Below are 14,698 nucleotides of genomic sequence, written 5' to 3' on the forward strand. Positions count from 1 at the left end.
AGAAGAAGTAAAAGAAGTAGTAGATCTTGATGTAGAAGTTGCTGTTGTTGTAGGTGGCGGTAATATATGGCGTGGGAAAATAGGTAGTGAAATGGGAATGGATCGTGCTGCTGCGGACTACATGGGCATGCTGGCAACCGTAATGAACTCCCTAGCTTTACAAGATGCACTTGAAAAATTAGGCATTGAAACACGTGTTCAATCTTCTATTGTGATGACTCAAGTAGCGGAGCCATACATTCGTCGTAAAGCAGTTAGACATCTTGAGAAAAAGCGTGTCGTTATCTTTGCAGCAGGGACAGGTAATCCGTTCTTCTCTACTGATACGACTGCCGCATTACGAGCAGCAGAAATTGATGCTGATGCAATTTTAATGGCTAAAAACAATGTCGATGGCGTTTATTCAGCGGATCCTAAAGTGGATGAGACAGCCATTAAATATGATACACTCACATACTTAGACGTTATCCAACAAGGCTTACAAGTAATGGATTCAACGGCTTCAACTTTATGTATGGATAACGATATCCCGCTAATTGTTTTCTCAATTACGGAGCCGGGTAACATTAAACGTGCTGTACAAGGCGAAAAAATCGGAACAGTTGTTAGGAGGAATGTATAATGGCTAAACAAGTTTTAGAACAAGCTAAAGAAAAAATGAACAAAACAATCGCAGCTTTCTCACGCGAACTAGCATCTATTCGTGCAGGTCGTGCGAATGCATCTCTATTAGATCGTATTTCGGTTGATTACTATGGAGCAGCAACACCAATTAACCAACTTGCGGGTGTTTCTATACCTGAAGCTCGTTTATTAGTAATTACACCTTACGATAAATCTATTTTAGGTGATATTGAAAAAGCAATTATGAAATCAGATATTGGTATCACACCAACAAATGATGGTTCTGTCATTCGTCTTATGATTCCTGCTTTAACAGAAGAGCGTCGTAAGGATCTAGTAAAACAAGTGAAAAAAGAAGCGGAAGATGCAAAAATTGCTGTACGTAATGTTCGTCGTGATGCAAATGATGATTTGAAAAAACTTGAAAAAGCTGGCGAAATCACAGAAGACGATCTACGTGGCTATGGAGAAGATATTCAAAAGTTAACAGATGAATTCATTGTGAAAGTAGATCAAGTAGCGAAAGATAAAGAAAAAGAAATTTTAGAGGTGTAAATAAACCTTTTACACGTCTATGATGGAACTTTTTGATGAGATGAAGGCGTCCTATACTTAACAGGACGTCTTTTCTCTTTATTATTCATAGCCAAATTGCTTACTCAAATAGAGAGCATGTATGAATGTGAAAAGGTCATTAATGATACAATCATCATTATTTAACAAACTCATTCTTTAATATGTGTATAGTTCTAAAATAAGCTAGTACATACATAGTCAATTTAGAGGGAAAAAAAAGACAAAAGGCGCTTTTGTTTGTTATGATAGGTTAGTATACGTCCGATTAGTTGTAGTGGGGGAGTTAGCATGTTTAAAAAGCTATTAGGTAAACAAATAAATATGGATACACTATCATTGGAGGAGCGTGTGGCCCTAGCTAAAAGCGAGCCGATTCCTGCCCATGTAGCGATTATTATGGACGGAAATGGACGTTGGGCGAAGAAAAGAGCTATGCCACGTGTGGCTGGTCATCATGAAGGAATGAAGACGGTGCGTAAGGTGACGAGATTTGCATCAGACTTGGGTATTAAAGTCTTAACTGTCTATGCATTTTCCACTGAAAATTGGAAGAGACCAAAACCTGAGGTAGATTTTCTTATGCGGCTACCTGTTGAGTTTTTAGGTTCCTTTTTACCAGAAATGATGGAGCGTAATGTACGTGTCGAAATGATTGGAGATCCATCTTTATTACCTGCCCATACACAAAAAGCGTTGTATGAGGCAATGGAAGAAACGAAGCATAATACAGGGCTTATTTTAAATTTTGCACTGAATTATGGTAGTCGTTCTGAAATGGTCAATGCCATGAAAATGATGCTTCAAAAAGTGCAGGACGGTCAATTAACGATGCAAGACATAACAGAAGATTGCTTAACATCTCATTTAATGACGGCCCATTTACCTGAACCAGATCTTTTAATTCGTACAAGTGGTGAAGTGCGATTAAGTAACTTTATGCTATGGCAGCTCGCCTATACAGAATTTTGGTTTACAGATACATTGTGGCCAGATTTTAGTGAGGAAAACTTACTCGAAGCGGTGGAAAACTATCAGAAACGTAATCGCCGTTACGGTGGGTTGAAGGGAGAAGAAACAACTTGAAACAAAGAATTATTACCGCAATAATTGCAGCAGCACTTTTTATCCCATTCGTTATTTATGGAAAAGTACCATTTGCCATACTTGTGCTAGCAATGGCTATTGTCGGTTTTTATGAAATACTTAAGATGAAAGGGATTTCCATCTTATCTGTGCCTGGCTTCTTAGGACTGATCACTTTAATTTTACTGGTTATCCCGAAAGACTGGAGTGAAAGGGTTGTAGAATTAATAGGCTATTCGTCTAATCTAATGGTAGTCTATGGTCTAATGATGCTACTTCTTATTTACGTGGTTTTAGTAAAAAATAAAATTACTTTTGACGAAGTTGGCTTTATTTTATTAGGCGCATTTTATGTGGGATTAGGATTCCATTATCTAATTGAAACTAGAAATGTTGGATTAGAGTATGTTGTCTATTGCTTATTAGTTGTTTGGACAACGGATTCAGGTGCATATTTTGTAGGTAGAAAATTAGGGAAAAATAAGTTATGGCCAGAAATTTCACCTAAGAAAACGATCGAAGGCTTTATAGGTGGAATAGTCATTGCTGTTATTTTTGCAGTAGGTATGCAACTCATTTACCCATTCGCAAATGGTTATATATCACTTGTTTTTGTAACGATTTTTGCCTCAATTATTGGTCAAATGGGCGATTTGGTAGAATCTGCTATTAAACGTCACTTTGATGTAAAAGATTCAGGCAATATTTTACCAGGGCATGGAGGAATTTTAGATCGCTTTGATAGTCTATTATTTGTCGTGCCTCTACTTCATTTTTTACATTTATTTGGTAATTAATTGTATAGGAAAAGACATTTTGCTAAATCATTTGCTTAGATAGAAAAAGGGGACAATTTGTTGTGAAAAAAATTAGTTTATTAGGTGCAACTGGTTCAATTGGTTGGCAAACCTACGATATCTTAAAAGAACAACGTGATGCTTTTCAATTAGTAGCTTTTTCATCAGGAAAGAACCTAGAGAAAACGCGAGAAATGATTGAAACATTAAAGCCCGAATTAGTTTCTGTTCAATTAGAAGAAGACGCACTAACACTAGCTAAAGAGTTTCCAAATATCCAATTTACGTTTGGAGCAAAAGGACTTGTAGAGGTCGCAACACATCCTGATTCGACTGTACTTGTCAATGCTGTGCTTGGAAGTGTAGGCCTTGAATCAACATTAGCAGCCATTCGTATGGGCAAAACGATTGCTATTGCTAATAAAGAAACGCTTGTAACTGCTGGTCATTTAGTGATGGCAGAGGCCAAAAAATACAAAGTAGCCATCTTGCCTGTAGATAGTGAGCACTCTGCCATCTTCCAATCGATGAATGGTGAGAATCCGAAAAATATCGAACGTTTGATTATTACCGCTTCTGGTGGTAGCTTCCGTGATAAAACACGAGAACAATTAAAACACGTGACGGTCGCAGATGCACTGAATCATCCAAACTGGTCTATGGGTGCAAAGATTACGATAGATTCCGCTACAATGATGAATAAGGGATTAGAAGTCATCGAAGCACATGTTTTATTTGATATGCCTTATGATAAAATAGATGTACTTTTGCATAGAGAAAGTATTATTCACTCTCTAGTTGAGTATCATGATACTAGTGTTATTGCTCAGCTAGGTACACCCGATATGCGTGTGCCAATCCAATATGCTTTAAGCTACCCAGACCGTATACCATTACAAAATGGTCAGCGACTAAATTTAGCGCAAATTGGTCAACTACATTTTCAAGAGATGGACTTTGAGCGATACCCTGCTTTGCGTTTAGCGTATGAGGCTGGTCGTATGGGTGGTACGATTCTGACAGCAATGAATGCAGCAAACGAAGCGGCAGTTGCAGCCTTTTTACAAGGGAAAATCACATTCCTTGAAATTGATGAGACGATTGAACGTGTGATGCAGGCACACCAAAACATTGCAGTACCAGATTTACAAACCATATTACATGTGGATAGTGAGACAAGAAAAATAGTGTTAGACATGGTAAAATAACGAAAGCACTGTATCGTTAACTAATCGCTATTAAAGGTGGGGTATTATGCAAACAGCCATTGCATTTATATTAATATTTGGTATGCTCGTCTTCTTCCATGAACTTGGACATTTCTTATTCGCCAAACGTGCAGGTATCTTAGTACGTGAATTTGCGATCGGAATGGGTCCCAAAATTTATGGAAAAACGCATGGTGAAACAATGTATACTATTCGATTATTACCAATCGGGGGATACGTACGTATGGCCGGCGAGGATATGGATGGCACGGAATTACAGCCAGGCTACCGAATAGGGCTTATTGTGAATGAAGATAATGTTGTTAAAAAAATTATTTTCAATCAAAATAATAAGCAGTTACCAGATTTATTATTTTTAGAAGTTGAACGTGCCGATTTAGAGAAGGAGTTATTTGTAGAGGGTTATGATGAAGAAGAACGTCTAGTTCGTTATCAAGTAGCTAGAGACTGTGTGCTTGTGGAAAATGGTCGTGAACTTGTCATTGCGCCACACGATCGTCAATTTAATGCAAAGACAGTTGGTCAACGAGCAATGACTATCTTTGCAGGACCTTTGTTTAACTTTATTCTCGCGTTTGTGATTTATTTAGTGATTGGATTGATCCATGGTGTACCAACATACGAGCCAATTATCACAGAAGTAGTAGAGAATGATCCAGCTGCACAGGCAGGGATGCTGGCAGGAGATAGAGTAACAGCTATTAACGGACAAGCAGTTGAAAAATGGCAAGATTTAGCTGCAATCGTTCAAGATCATCCAAACGAAGATATTGCTGTGACAGTTGAACGAAATGGACAATCAGTGAACTTAAATATGACTGTTAAGGAAATACAGCAGGATGGCGAGAAATATGGTCAAATAGGTGTACGCTATGAAAGTCCCAGAGAATTTAACCCATTAAAGGCAGTTGTTTATGGAGCTCAAGAAACCTATAATATGACAGTGAAAATATTTGAACTATTAGGTATGCTAATTACTGGTAAGTTCACAATAGACGCACTTTCAGGTCCTGTAGGTATTTATAAAGCAACAGAGCAAGTTGCCCAGTATGGTATTATGAACCTAATGAATTGGGCAGCAATGCTAAGTATTAACTTAGGAATTATGAACCTACTTCCATTACCTGCACTTGACGGAGGCCGTTTATTATTCTTTGGCTTTGAAGCTTTACGTGGTAAACCAATTGACCGTCAAAAAGAAGGTATTGTACATTTTGTAGGAATCGTCCTACTCATGATTCTAATGGTGGTTGTTACATGGAACGATATACAAAGATTTTTCTTTTAATTCATTTACAGTTAAATGAAATTTGATTTCCTAGCTTTGAGCGCAATTTCGATGAAACATTGCGCTCAAAGCTAAATTTGTTTATGCTATTGAGAGTATAAACTTATCTATTGAAAAAGGTGGAACACTGAATGAAGCAAAGTAAAACATTTATCCCAACGTTACGTGAAGTACCTGCTGATGCTGAGGTAAAGTCACATAAGCAATTACTACGTGCAGGGTTTATTCGTCAAAATACAAGTGGGGTATACTCGTATTTACCGCTTGCAAAACGTGTGCTAACAAAAATTGAAACAATTATCCGAGAAGAAATGGAAGCTATCAACTCCATTGAGCTACTAATGCCATCTCTACAATCTGCTGAGCTATGGCAGGAATCAGGTCGCTGGGAAAAATACGGACCTGAATTAATGCGCTTAAAAGACCGACATGACCGTGATTTTGCATTAGGGCCAACACATGAAGAAGTCATTACAACTTTAGTCCGTGATGAAATTAAATCATATAAAAAATTACCGCTAACATTGTATCAAATTCAAACCAAATTCCGTGATGAAAAACGTCCTCGCTTTGGCTTACTACGAGGAAGAGAATTTATTATGAAAGATGCTTATTCTTTCCATGCGTCACGTGAAAGTTTAGATGAAACATATGAAGATATGTATCGTGCTTATTCTAATATTTTCTCCCGTCTCGGCTTAAACTACCGTGCTGTTATTGCAGATGCAGGTTCGATTGGCGGTAAAGGAACACATGAATTTATGGTCCTTTCTGAAATTGGGGAAGATACAATTGCGTACTCAGATACTTCTGATTATGCAGCAAATATCGAAATGGCTGAAGTAATTGTTGACTATCAACCATCTGATGAAGCTCTAAAAGATGTAGAAAAAGTAGCAACTCCAGAGCAAAAAACAATTGAAGATGTTTCAGCATTCTTAAAAGTAGAACCTGCTAATGTCATCAAATCTCTAGTTTTTGATGTAGATGGAGAGCTTGTAGTAGTGCTTTCACGTGGGGATCATGAAATTAATGATATCAAATTGAAAAATGCACTTGATGCAGGGTCTGTGGAACTTGCAAGTGAAGCAGCGATTCAAGAATTATTAGGTTGTGGCGTTGGCTCAATTGGTCCAGTGAAATTACCGGTAGACGTAAAAGTAGTAGCAGACCATGCTATTAAATCTATCCGTAATGGTATTGCAGGTGCCAACGAAGATGGATTCCATTTAGTCAATGTTAACCCTGAGCGTGATTTTGCAGTTAATGACTATTTAGATATTCGTTTTATTCAAGAGGGAGATCCTTCTCCTGATGGACAAGGTAACATTAAGTTTGCAGAAGGTATCGAGGTTGGTCATATTTTTAAATTAGGTACTACATACTCTGCTAAAATGAATGGTACTTTCTTAGATGAGCAAGGTAAGGCTCAACCATTTATTATGGGGTGCTATGGTATTGGTGTTTCTCGTATTCTAGCTGCTGTAGCGGAGCACTTCCAAGATGACAATGGCTTTACATGGCCAACACAATTAGCGCCATATGATATTCATGTTGTGCCAGTAAACACAAAAGATGAGGCACAAGTGACATTAGCGGAGGAGCTTTATGGCTTATTAAAATCATACCGTTATGATGTGTTACTAGATGATCGTCCTGAACGAGCGGGTGTAAAATTCGCTGATGCTGATTTAATTGGCTTACCTGTTCGAGTAACTGTTGGTAAAAAAGCAACAGAAGGTATTGTAGAAGTGAAATTCCGTCAAACGGGTGAAACATTTGAATGGAAAAAAGAAGAAGTAATTGATCGTCTGAATGAATTTTTCCGTAAAAATTAATAACGAGCTAAAAATTGGTGATAATTAGAATTTGATGCTTTTAATAGAGGCTTTCGTATAATTTTGATAAGATAGATATAAATAATTCGCGACACTTCTGCGGGACAGTGAGCCAAGCAAGCAACAACAGATGGTAAAATATCTGTTAAACTTGAAGAGCGCCCGCAGTGTGGGAGCGAATTTTTTTCTTGAATTCATCATGCGTTTGAGACGAATTAGAACATGAGGCTAAAGAAATTGCCTCTTTCTGAAAGTAGGTGTCATTAGATTGGAACAGCAACAAGAGGCAAGAATGAGACTTCGAATGCTCTTGCAACAACTAGAGTTAACAGATGATGTATATATGTCATTTTTTGAGGAAGGTGAACTATCACGCCTGACAGTTCATAAAAAGGATAGACTTTGGCATTTCACAATTAAGTTAAAGGATATATTACCGTTTCCGCTATATCAGCTTTTCCGTACGCATTTGACAGAGAAATTTTCAGCGATAGCACAGGTTAATACGACATTTGAAACATTAGAAAAAAATGTCACAGAGGAACTTGTGCAAGCGTACTGGCTAAATGTTGTGGAACAAATTGATGAGATGGCTCCAACGCTTAAAAATTGTCTCATCACTCAAATACCAACATGGAACGGCCAAAAAATGACTTTATCCTGTATGCAGGAAATGGAATTTATGATGCTCAAAACGAAGTATGCGGACAAACTAGCAGAAAGCTATGGTCAATTTGGTTTCCCTCGTATGGCAATCGACTTTGTGCTACAAGAAGAAACGGAAGAAATGATAGCGGCACAGGAAGCATTTATGGAGCAGAAACGTCTGGAAGAAGTGGCTCTGGCACAGCAAGCGATGCAAGATTTCCAAAAGCGTGAGCAAGAGAAGAAAGACAATCCGGCACTGGCCAACCTTGGCGACCGTCCATTCCAACTTGGGATGCATATTAAAGATGATGAAATCATGGAAATTAAACGGATTGTTGAAGAAGAACGCCGTGTTATTATTGAAGGATTTGTCTTTGATACGGAAATAAAAGAATTAAAAAGTGGACGCTCCTTATTACAAATCAAAATTACCGACTATACAGATTCCATCATTGTTAAAATGTTTTCTCGTGACAATGATGATGCTGAATTAATGCAACATCTGAAAAAGGGCATGTGGGTTAAAGTTCGAGGCTCTGTGCAAACTGATACGTTTATTCGTGATTTAATCGTTATGGCGAATGATATTAATGAAATCAAAAAAGAAACACGACAAGATTTAGCACCAGAGGGTGAGAAGCGTGTTGAGTTACATTTGCATACACCAATGAGCCAAATGGACGCTGTTACACCTGTTGATCGGCTTGTTGCTCAAGCTGCAAAGTGGGGGCATCCAGCAATAGCTATTACAGATCATGCGGTGGTGCAATCTTTCCCTGAAGCATATGCAGCGGGCAAGAAACATGGCATTAAGATTATTTATGGTCTGGAAGCAAATTTAGTTGATGATGGTGTACCAATTGCCTATGCTCCAGAGCATCGTTTATTGGCAGACACAACGTATGTTGTTTTTGACGTAGAAACGACAGGGCTATCAACTGCATATGATACCATTATTGAATTGGCTGCAGTTAAAATTAAAGATGGACAAGTTATTGATAAATATGAAAGTTTTGCAAATCCACATCATCCACTTTCGGCTACTACCATTGAATTAACAGGTATTACGGATGATATGGTTCGAAATGCACCAGAGGTAGAGCAGGTCATTAAAGAATTTCATGCCTTTATTGGAGATGCAATCGTTGTCGCTCATAACGCATCATTTGATATTGGCTTCCTATATACAGGCTATAAAAAATTTGGTCTTGAAGACACAGTCCATCCTGTCATTGATACATTAGAGCTAGCAAGATTGCTTTATCCTACAATGAAAAACCATCGCTTGAATACACTGTGTAAAAAATTCAATATTGAATTAACACAGCATCACCGAGCAATTTATGATACAGAGGCGACAGGATTTCTACTGCTGCAGCTATTAAAGGATGCTGATGAGCTAGCTATTAAATACCATGATGACTTCAATAAGCATATTGGTGGTGGGGATGCCTATAAAAAAGGTAGACCTATGCATTGTACAATTTTAGCAGTTGATAATGCAGGCTTAAAAAACTTATTTAAAATCGTCTCACACTCTCATACAAAAACATTCTATCGTGTTCCTCGGGTGACACGTGCAGTGCTTGAACAATATCGTGAGGGTTTATTAGTTGGATCAGGTTGCAGTAATGGTGAAGTATTCGAAACAATGATGAATAAGTCTCCAGAGGAAGCAGAGAAAGTCGCTCGTTTTTATGATTATATTGAGGTGCAACCGAAGGCTGTATATGCACCATTAATCGAACGCAATGTTGTACGTGATGAATGGACATTAGAAGATATTATCCGTAAACTTGTTAAACTCGGGAAGAAGCTAGATAAACCTGTTGTTGCAACTGGAAATGTTCATTATTTAGATCCGACAGATGGGATGTTTAGGCAAATACTTATTGGTTCACAAGGTGGAGCAAATATTTTAAATCGTTCTAAGCTGCCAGAAGTCCATTTTAGAACAACTGATGAAATGCTGAAAGAATTTGATTTTTTAGGACCAGACCTTGCAAAAGAAGTGGTTGTGACGAATGCTCAAAAAGTAGCAGCAAGTATTGGGGACGTTAAACCGATTAAGGATGACCTATATACACCAAAAATTGAGGGCTCTGATGATGAAGTAACCAATCTAACTTATGAAATGGCCCATCGTATTTATGGTGAGGAGTTACCGGAAATTGTGAAAGCTCGAATTGAAAAAGAGTTAAAATCGATTTTGGGACACGGTTTTGGTGTAATTTATTTAATTTCTGCCAAGCTAGTGAAAAAATCATTAGCTGATGGCTATTTAGTAGGGTCACGTGGTTCGGTGGGTTCCTCATTAGTAGCCACTTTTATGGAAATCACAGAGGTTAACCCATTACCTCCTCACTATATTTGTCCTAGTTGTAAACATTCCGAGTTTTTCGATGATGGATCTGTCAGCTCAGGCTTCGATTTACCAAATAAAGACTGTACAAAATGTGGAACACCTTATAAAAAAGATGGACAAGACATACCATTTGAAACCTTCCTTGGATTCAAAGGTGATAAGGTACCAGATATCGATTTAAATTTTTCGGGTGAATATCAGCCTCAAGCGCACAACTATACAAAGGTGCTATTTGGTGAGGATTATGTATTCCGTGCTGGAACAATCGGTACAGTTGCGGAGAAAACAGCATATGGCTATGTGAAAGGCTATGCAAATGACCATAATTTACATTTTCGTGGAGCAGAAGTTGATCGTTTAGTTCAAGGCTGTACAGGAGTAAAACGTACAACTGGGCAACACCCTGGAGGAATTATTGTTGTTCCAGATTATATGGACATTTATGATTTTTCTCCAGTGCAATTCCCTGCAGATGCGCAGGATGCAGAATGGCGTACAACCCATTTTGATTTCCACTCTATTCATGACAATATTTTAAAGCTAGATATACTTGGACACGATGATCCAACGGTGATCAGAATGTTACAGGATTTATCGGGAATCGATCCTAAAACAATTCCGACCGATGATCCTGTCGTCATGAAAATTTTTAGTTCTCCTGAATCTTTAGGTGTTACAGAAAAGCAAATTGGCTGTAAGACAGGGACACTAGGTATACCAGAATTCGGTACGCGTTTTGTACGTCAAATGCTAGAAGATACGAAGCCTTCGACATTCTCGGAACTTGTACAAATTTCTGGACTTTCCCATGGAACAGACGTATGGCTAGGGAATGCACAAGAATTAATTCAAAACGGTACATGTGTGCTAAAAGAAGTAATTGGTTGTCGTGATGACATTATGGTGTATTTAATTTATCAAGGTCTAGAGCCGTCACTAGCCTTCAAAATTATGGAATCTGTTCGTAAAGGGAAGGGATTATCAGAAGAATTTGAAGCCGAGATGCTCGCCAATAAAGTACCAGGTTGGTATATTGAATCTTGTAAAAAGATAAAATACATGTTCCCGAAAGCCCATGCCGCAGCATACGTGCTAATGGCAGTACGAATTGCCTGGTTCAAGGTACATTTTCCAATCCTTTATTATGCAGCGTATTTCACAGTTCGAGCAGATGATTTTGATTTAATTGCAATGGTGCAAGGATCGCAAATGATTCGAGCACGGATTGATGAAATCAATATGAAAGGCTTAGATGCATCCACTAAAGAGAAAAACTTATTAACGGTGCTGGAGCTTGCATTGGAAATGTGTGAGCGAGGTATGAGTTTCCAAAAGGTTGACCTATATCGTTCCCAAGCTAGTGAGTTTGTCATTGATGGCAATTCACTAATCCCTCCGTTCGATGCAATTCCGGGTCTTGGAACCAACGTGGCGAAAACGATCGTAGCTGCTCGTGAAGAGGGAGAGTTTTTATCCAAGGAAGATTTACAGCAACGTGGTCGTGTTTCCAAAACGCTTATCGAATACATGGACCAGCTTGGTTGTTTAGAAGGCATGCCTGATGCTAATCAGTTATCGCTATTCTAGTATTACAATTGTTTTGCATGGAAAGGTCACAATGTAAATTCAAATTCCTGACACAATATGGTTATCTATAATGAAGGAAATTTGCATTGTGTCGAGAACTGTGCTATTCTAATGGTAATAATTTGTTGATATTTTTCCAGCAAAAGAGTGGGGCATACCCGCTCTTTTCTGTTGTTTAACCGTAGCAAAACAAATTTTGACTAACAGCAGGTAAGACCGTAAAATTTCACCAAAGCAACTGGTGGAATTTCTGTTTTATTATGGTTCATTACTGCGTTAACCTGATAGTGATGAACAATTCATACGCTAGAATTTGATAAATACAGGAGGAAATAATGAGCAAAGTACCATCTTTAATTGAAGAGCTCGCTAAACCAATTGTGGATGAGTTAAATCTTGAGCTAGTGGATATTGAGTTCGTAAAAGAAGGACGAAACTGGTTTTTACGTGTCTATGTTGATACACCTGAGGGTGGAATTGACATAGATCAATGTGCTCAAGTGAGTGAACGACTAAGCTTGTTATTGGATGAAAAAGATCCAATTACACAAAACTATTATTTAGAAGTTTCTTCGCCTGGAGCGGAACGTCCATTAAAAAAAGATACGGATTTTGTCAAAGCAGTTGGCAAGTTTATTTATGTAAAAACCTATGAGCCCATCAAGGACATGAAGGAATTCCAAGGCTACTTAACGTCATACGATGAACATACATTAGTGATGGAAGTGCGTATTAAAACACGTAAAATAACAGTAACAATTGAACAAGAAAAAATCGCATTGGCACGACTTGCCATCGATTTTTCTGCATAAAGCATATTTAGGAGTGAAAACAAAATGAGTAGTGATTTGTTAGATGCGCTGAATGCGCTAGAAGAACAAAAAGGAATTTCAAGAGATGTGTTAATCGAAGCCATTGAAGCGGCATTAGTTACAGCTTACAAACGCAACTTTAACCAAGCACAAAATGTTCGAGTAGACTTAAATTTAGATAAGGGCTCAATTCGTGTATTTTCACGTAAAGATGTTGTGGAAGAGGTAGAAGATGATCGTTTGCAAATTTCTTTAGAAGATGCAAAAGTCATTAATCCAGCCTATCAGCTAGAGGATATCGTGGAGCAGGAAGTAACACCACGTAACTTTGGACGCATTGCTGCACAAACAGCAAAGCAAGTAGTTACACAACGCGTACGTGAAGCGGAACGAGGTTTAATTTATGAGCAGTACGTAGACCGTGAAGATGATATCGTAACTGGCGTTGTTGAACGTTTAGATGCTCGTAATATCTATGTAGGTTTAGGGAAAGTAGAAGCGGCACTGCCTGTTAATGAACAAATCCAAGGTGAATCTTATCATCCACATGATCGTATTAAAGTGTATATTACAAAAGTGGAACGTACAACTCGTGGACCTCAAGTGATTGTGTCTCGTACACATCCTGGTTTATTACGTCGATTATTTGAGATGGAAGTACCTGAAATTTATGAGGGTATTGTAGAGATTAAATCAATTGCACGTGAAGCTGGAGATCGCTCTAAAATTTCTGTTTTCGCTCATAATGAGGAAGTGGATCCAGTTGGTTCATGTGTTGGGGCAAAGGGAGCTCGTGTACAAACAATTGTCAATGAACTAAATGGTGAAAAAATTGATATCGTAGAATGGTCTGAAGACCCAGTTGTATTTGTAGCTAATGCATTAAGCCCATCAAAAGTATTAGATGTACAAGTGAATGAAGAAGAAAAGTCGACAACAGTCGTTGTACCAGACTATCAATTATCTCTAGCTATCGGTAAACGTGGGCAAAATGCTCGTCTAGCAGCGAAGCTTACTGGCTGGAAAATTGATATTAAGAGTGAGACTGATGCTCGTGAATTAGGTATTTATCCTTCGGCTACAAGCACTTTCATCCCTGCTCATGATGAAGAAAGTGATTTTGATGATGTAGCAGTTGACTTATATCAAGACGACGAAGAATAAGTAAGAAAGCCCGTGTGACAAGTTAGCTGACAGTATTCAGTGGGCCCCCTACGCCGACTGAATACTGTCAGAGCGTCAAGTAGAGCATGACTTGTCCACCTCTTACGACAAGCTTCAGAGAGGAATGGTGATTCTTATGGCTGTAAACAAAAAAGTACCTCTTCGTAAATGTGTAGCAACTGGAGAAATGCTACCAAAGAAAGAGATGATACGTGTTGTTCGTTCGAAAGAGGGCGAAGTAAGTGTAGATGTCTCCGGGAAAAAGCCTGGGCGTGGTGCCTATGTCTCTAAATCAGAGCAGGCAGTTGACCTCGCGCGTAAGAAAAATGTATTAGGGCACCAACTTGATGTGAAAATTCCTGAAGAAATATACGAGGAACTTATTTTGCTGATTCGTAGGGAGTCAATTTTATGATTAATCAAGCAATATTTAATTTGCTTGGAATCGCAGCAAGAGCACGTAAGGTGATTTCAGGAGAAGAGTTAGTAGTAAAGGAAGTCCGCAATGGCAATGCTAAACTAGTACTGCTTGCAAACGATGCTTCTAAAAACTCTAGTAAAAAAATTCAAGATAAGTGCACGTACTACAACGTTGAGTATCATGTAATTGGAGATCGATATGATCTAGGACATGCTACAGGTAAGGAGGCCCGTGTGGCTTTAGCTATTACCGATAAAGGTTTTGCA

At 38.4% G+C, this 14,698-nt stretch carries 12 protein-coding genes; all 12 read left to right on the forward strand.

All coding sequences use genetic code 11. From position 1 onward, the window contains the following. A partial coding sequence (gene pyrH, locus B3D98_RS13320) for a UMP kinase (protein WP_288583496.1) occupies positions 1 to 622 on the forward strand: 622 nt, incomplete at its 5' end. Then, on the forward strand, positions 622 to 1,179 hold the full coding sequence (gene frr, locus B3D98_RS13325) for a ribosome recycling factor (protein WP_004269259.1): 558 nt from the start codon (positions 622 to 624) through the stop codon (positions 1,177 to 1,179). The genes pyrH and frr, both read left to right, overlap by 1 nt. A 309-nt stretch (positions 1,180 to 1,488) precedes the next feature. Beyond that, the gene (locus tag B3D98_RS13330; RefSeq protein WP_004269258.1) at positions 1,489 to 2,283 is read left to right on the forward strand and encodes an isoprenyl transferase; all 795 of its coding nucleotides are present in this window, start codon (positions 1,489 to 1,491) and stop codon (positions 2,281 to 2,283) included. Continuing rightward, positions 2,280 to 3,080: a phosphatidate cytidylyltransferase gene (locus tag B3D98_RS13335; protein ID WP_288583498.1), complete on the forward strand. Its 801-nt coding sequence runs from the start codon at positions 2,280 to 2,282 to the stop codon at positions 3,078 to 3,080. Before B3D98_RS13330 ends, B3D98_RS13335 begins: the two co-directional genes overlap by 4 nt. 62 nt (positions 3,081 to 3,142) lie before the next feature. After that, on the forward strand, positions 3,143 to 4,288 hold the full coding sequence (gene dxr, locus B3D98_RS13340; RefSeq protein WP_004269256.1) for a 1-deoxy-D-xylulose-5-phosphate reductoisomerase: 1,146 nt from the start codon (positions 3,143 to 3,145) through the stop codon (positions 4,286 to 4,288). A 46-nt stretch (positions 4,289 to 4,334) separates the two neighbouring features. Beyond that, complete coding sequence (rseP, locus tag B3D98_RS13345; protein ID WP_054550529.1) at positions 4,335 to 5,597, forward strand: RIP metalloprotease RseP; 1,263 nt, start codon at positions 4,335 to 4,337, stop codon at positions 5,595 to 5,597. A 131-nt stretch (positions 5,598 to 5,728) separates the two neighbouring features. Beyond that, positions 5,729 to 7,435, forward strand: coding sequence for a proline--tRNA ligase (locus B3D98_RS13350; protein ID WP_048391566.1), 1,707 nt, complete (start codon positions 5,729 to 5,731; stop codon positions 7,433 to 7,435). Positions 7,436 to 7,703: 268 nt separating this feature from the next. Next, a complete protein-coding gene (locus B3D98_RS13355; RefSeq protein ID WP_288583503.1) occupies positions 7,704 to 12,035 on the forward strand; it encodes a PolC-type DNA polymerase III in 4,332 nt (1,443 codons plus the stop codon). A 335-nt stretch (positions 12,036 to 12,370) separates the two neighbouring features. Continuing rightward, the gene (gene rimP / locus B3D98_RS13360) at positions 12,371 to 12,847 is read left to right on the forward strand and encodes a ribosome maturation factor RimP (protein ID WP_004269252.1); all 477 of its coding nucleotides are present in this window, start codon (positions 12,371 to 12,373) and stop codon (positions 12,845 to 12,847) included. Positions 12,848 to 12,871: 24 nt separating this feature from the next. Beyond that, the gene (nusA, locus tag B3D98_RS13365) at positions 12,872 to 14,011 is read left to right on the forward strand and encodes a transcription termination factor NusA (RefSeq protein WP_048391564.1); all 1,140 of its coding nucleotides are present in this window, start codon (positions 12,872 to 12,874) and stop codon (positions 14,009 to 14,011) included. A 136-nt stretch (positions 14,012 to 14,147) separates the two neighbouring features. Continuing rightward, positions 14,148 to 14,426, forward strand: a complete 279-nt coding sequence (gene rnpM, locus B3D98_RS13370) for an RNase P modulator RnpM (protein WP_004269250.1) — start codon at positions 14,148 to 14,150, stop codon at positions 14,424 to 14,426. Beyond that, positions 14,423 to 14,698 (forward strand): YlxQ family RNA-binding protein (locus tag B3D98_RS13375; RefSeq protein WP_288583512.1); only part of this gene is annotated, 276 nt, incomplete at its 3' end. The genes rnpM and B3D98_RS13375, both read left to right, overlap by 4 nt.

This window comes from Lysinibacillus sp. UBA5994 (assembly GCF_002429725.1).
In the GTDB taxonomy this organism is placed as follows: Bacteria; Bacillota; Bacilli; order Bacillales_A; family Planococcaceae; genus Lysinibacillus; species Lysinibacillus capsici.

Excerpts from the sequence above, each read along its gene's own strand:
- frr (WP_004269259.1), top strand. The coding sequence starts at position 622 with ATGGCTAAACAAGTTTTAGAACAAGCTAAAGAAAAAATGAACAAAACA.
- nusA (WP_048391564.1), top strand. The coding sequence starts at position 12,872 with ATGAGTAGTGATTTGTTAGATGCGCTGAATGCGCTAGAAGAACAAAAA.
- B3D98_RS13350 (WP_048391566.1), top strand. The coding sequence starts at position 5,729 with ATGAAGCAAAGTAAAACATTTATCCCAACGTTACGTGAAGTACCTGCT.
- rnpM (WP_004269250.1), top strand. The coding sequence starts at position 14,148 with ATGGCTGTAAACAAAAAAGTACCTCTTCGTAAATGTGTAGCAACTGGA.
- B3D98_RS13330 (WP_004269258.1), top strand. The coding sequence starts at position 1,489 with ATGTTTAAAAAGCTATTAGGTAAACAAATAAATATGGATACACTATCA.
- rimP (WP_004269252.1), top strand. The coding sequence starts at position 12,371 with ATGAGCAAAGTACCATCTTTAATTGAAGAGCTCGCTAAACCAATTGTG.
- rseP (WP_054550529.1), top strand. The coding sequence starts at position 4,335 with ATGCAAACAGCCATTGCATTTATATTAATATTTGGTATGCTCGTCTTC.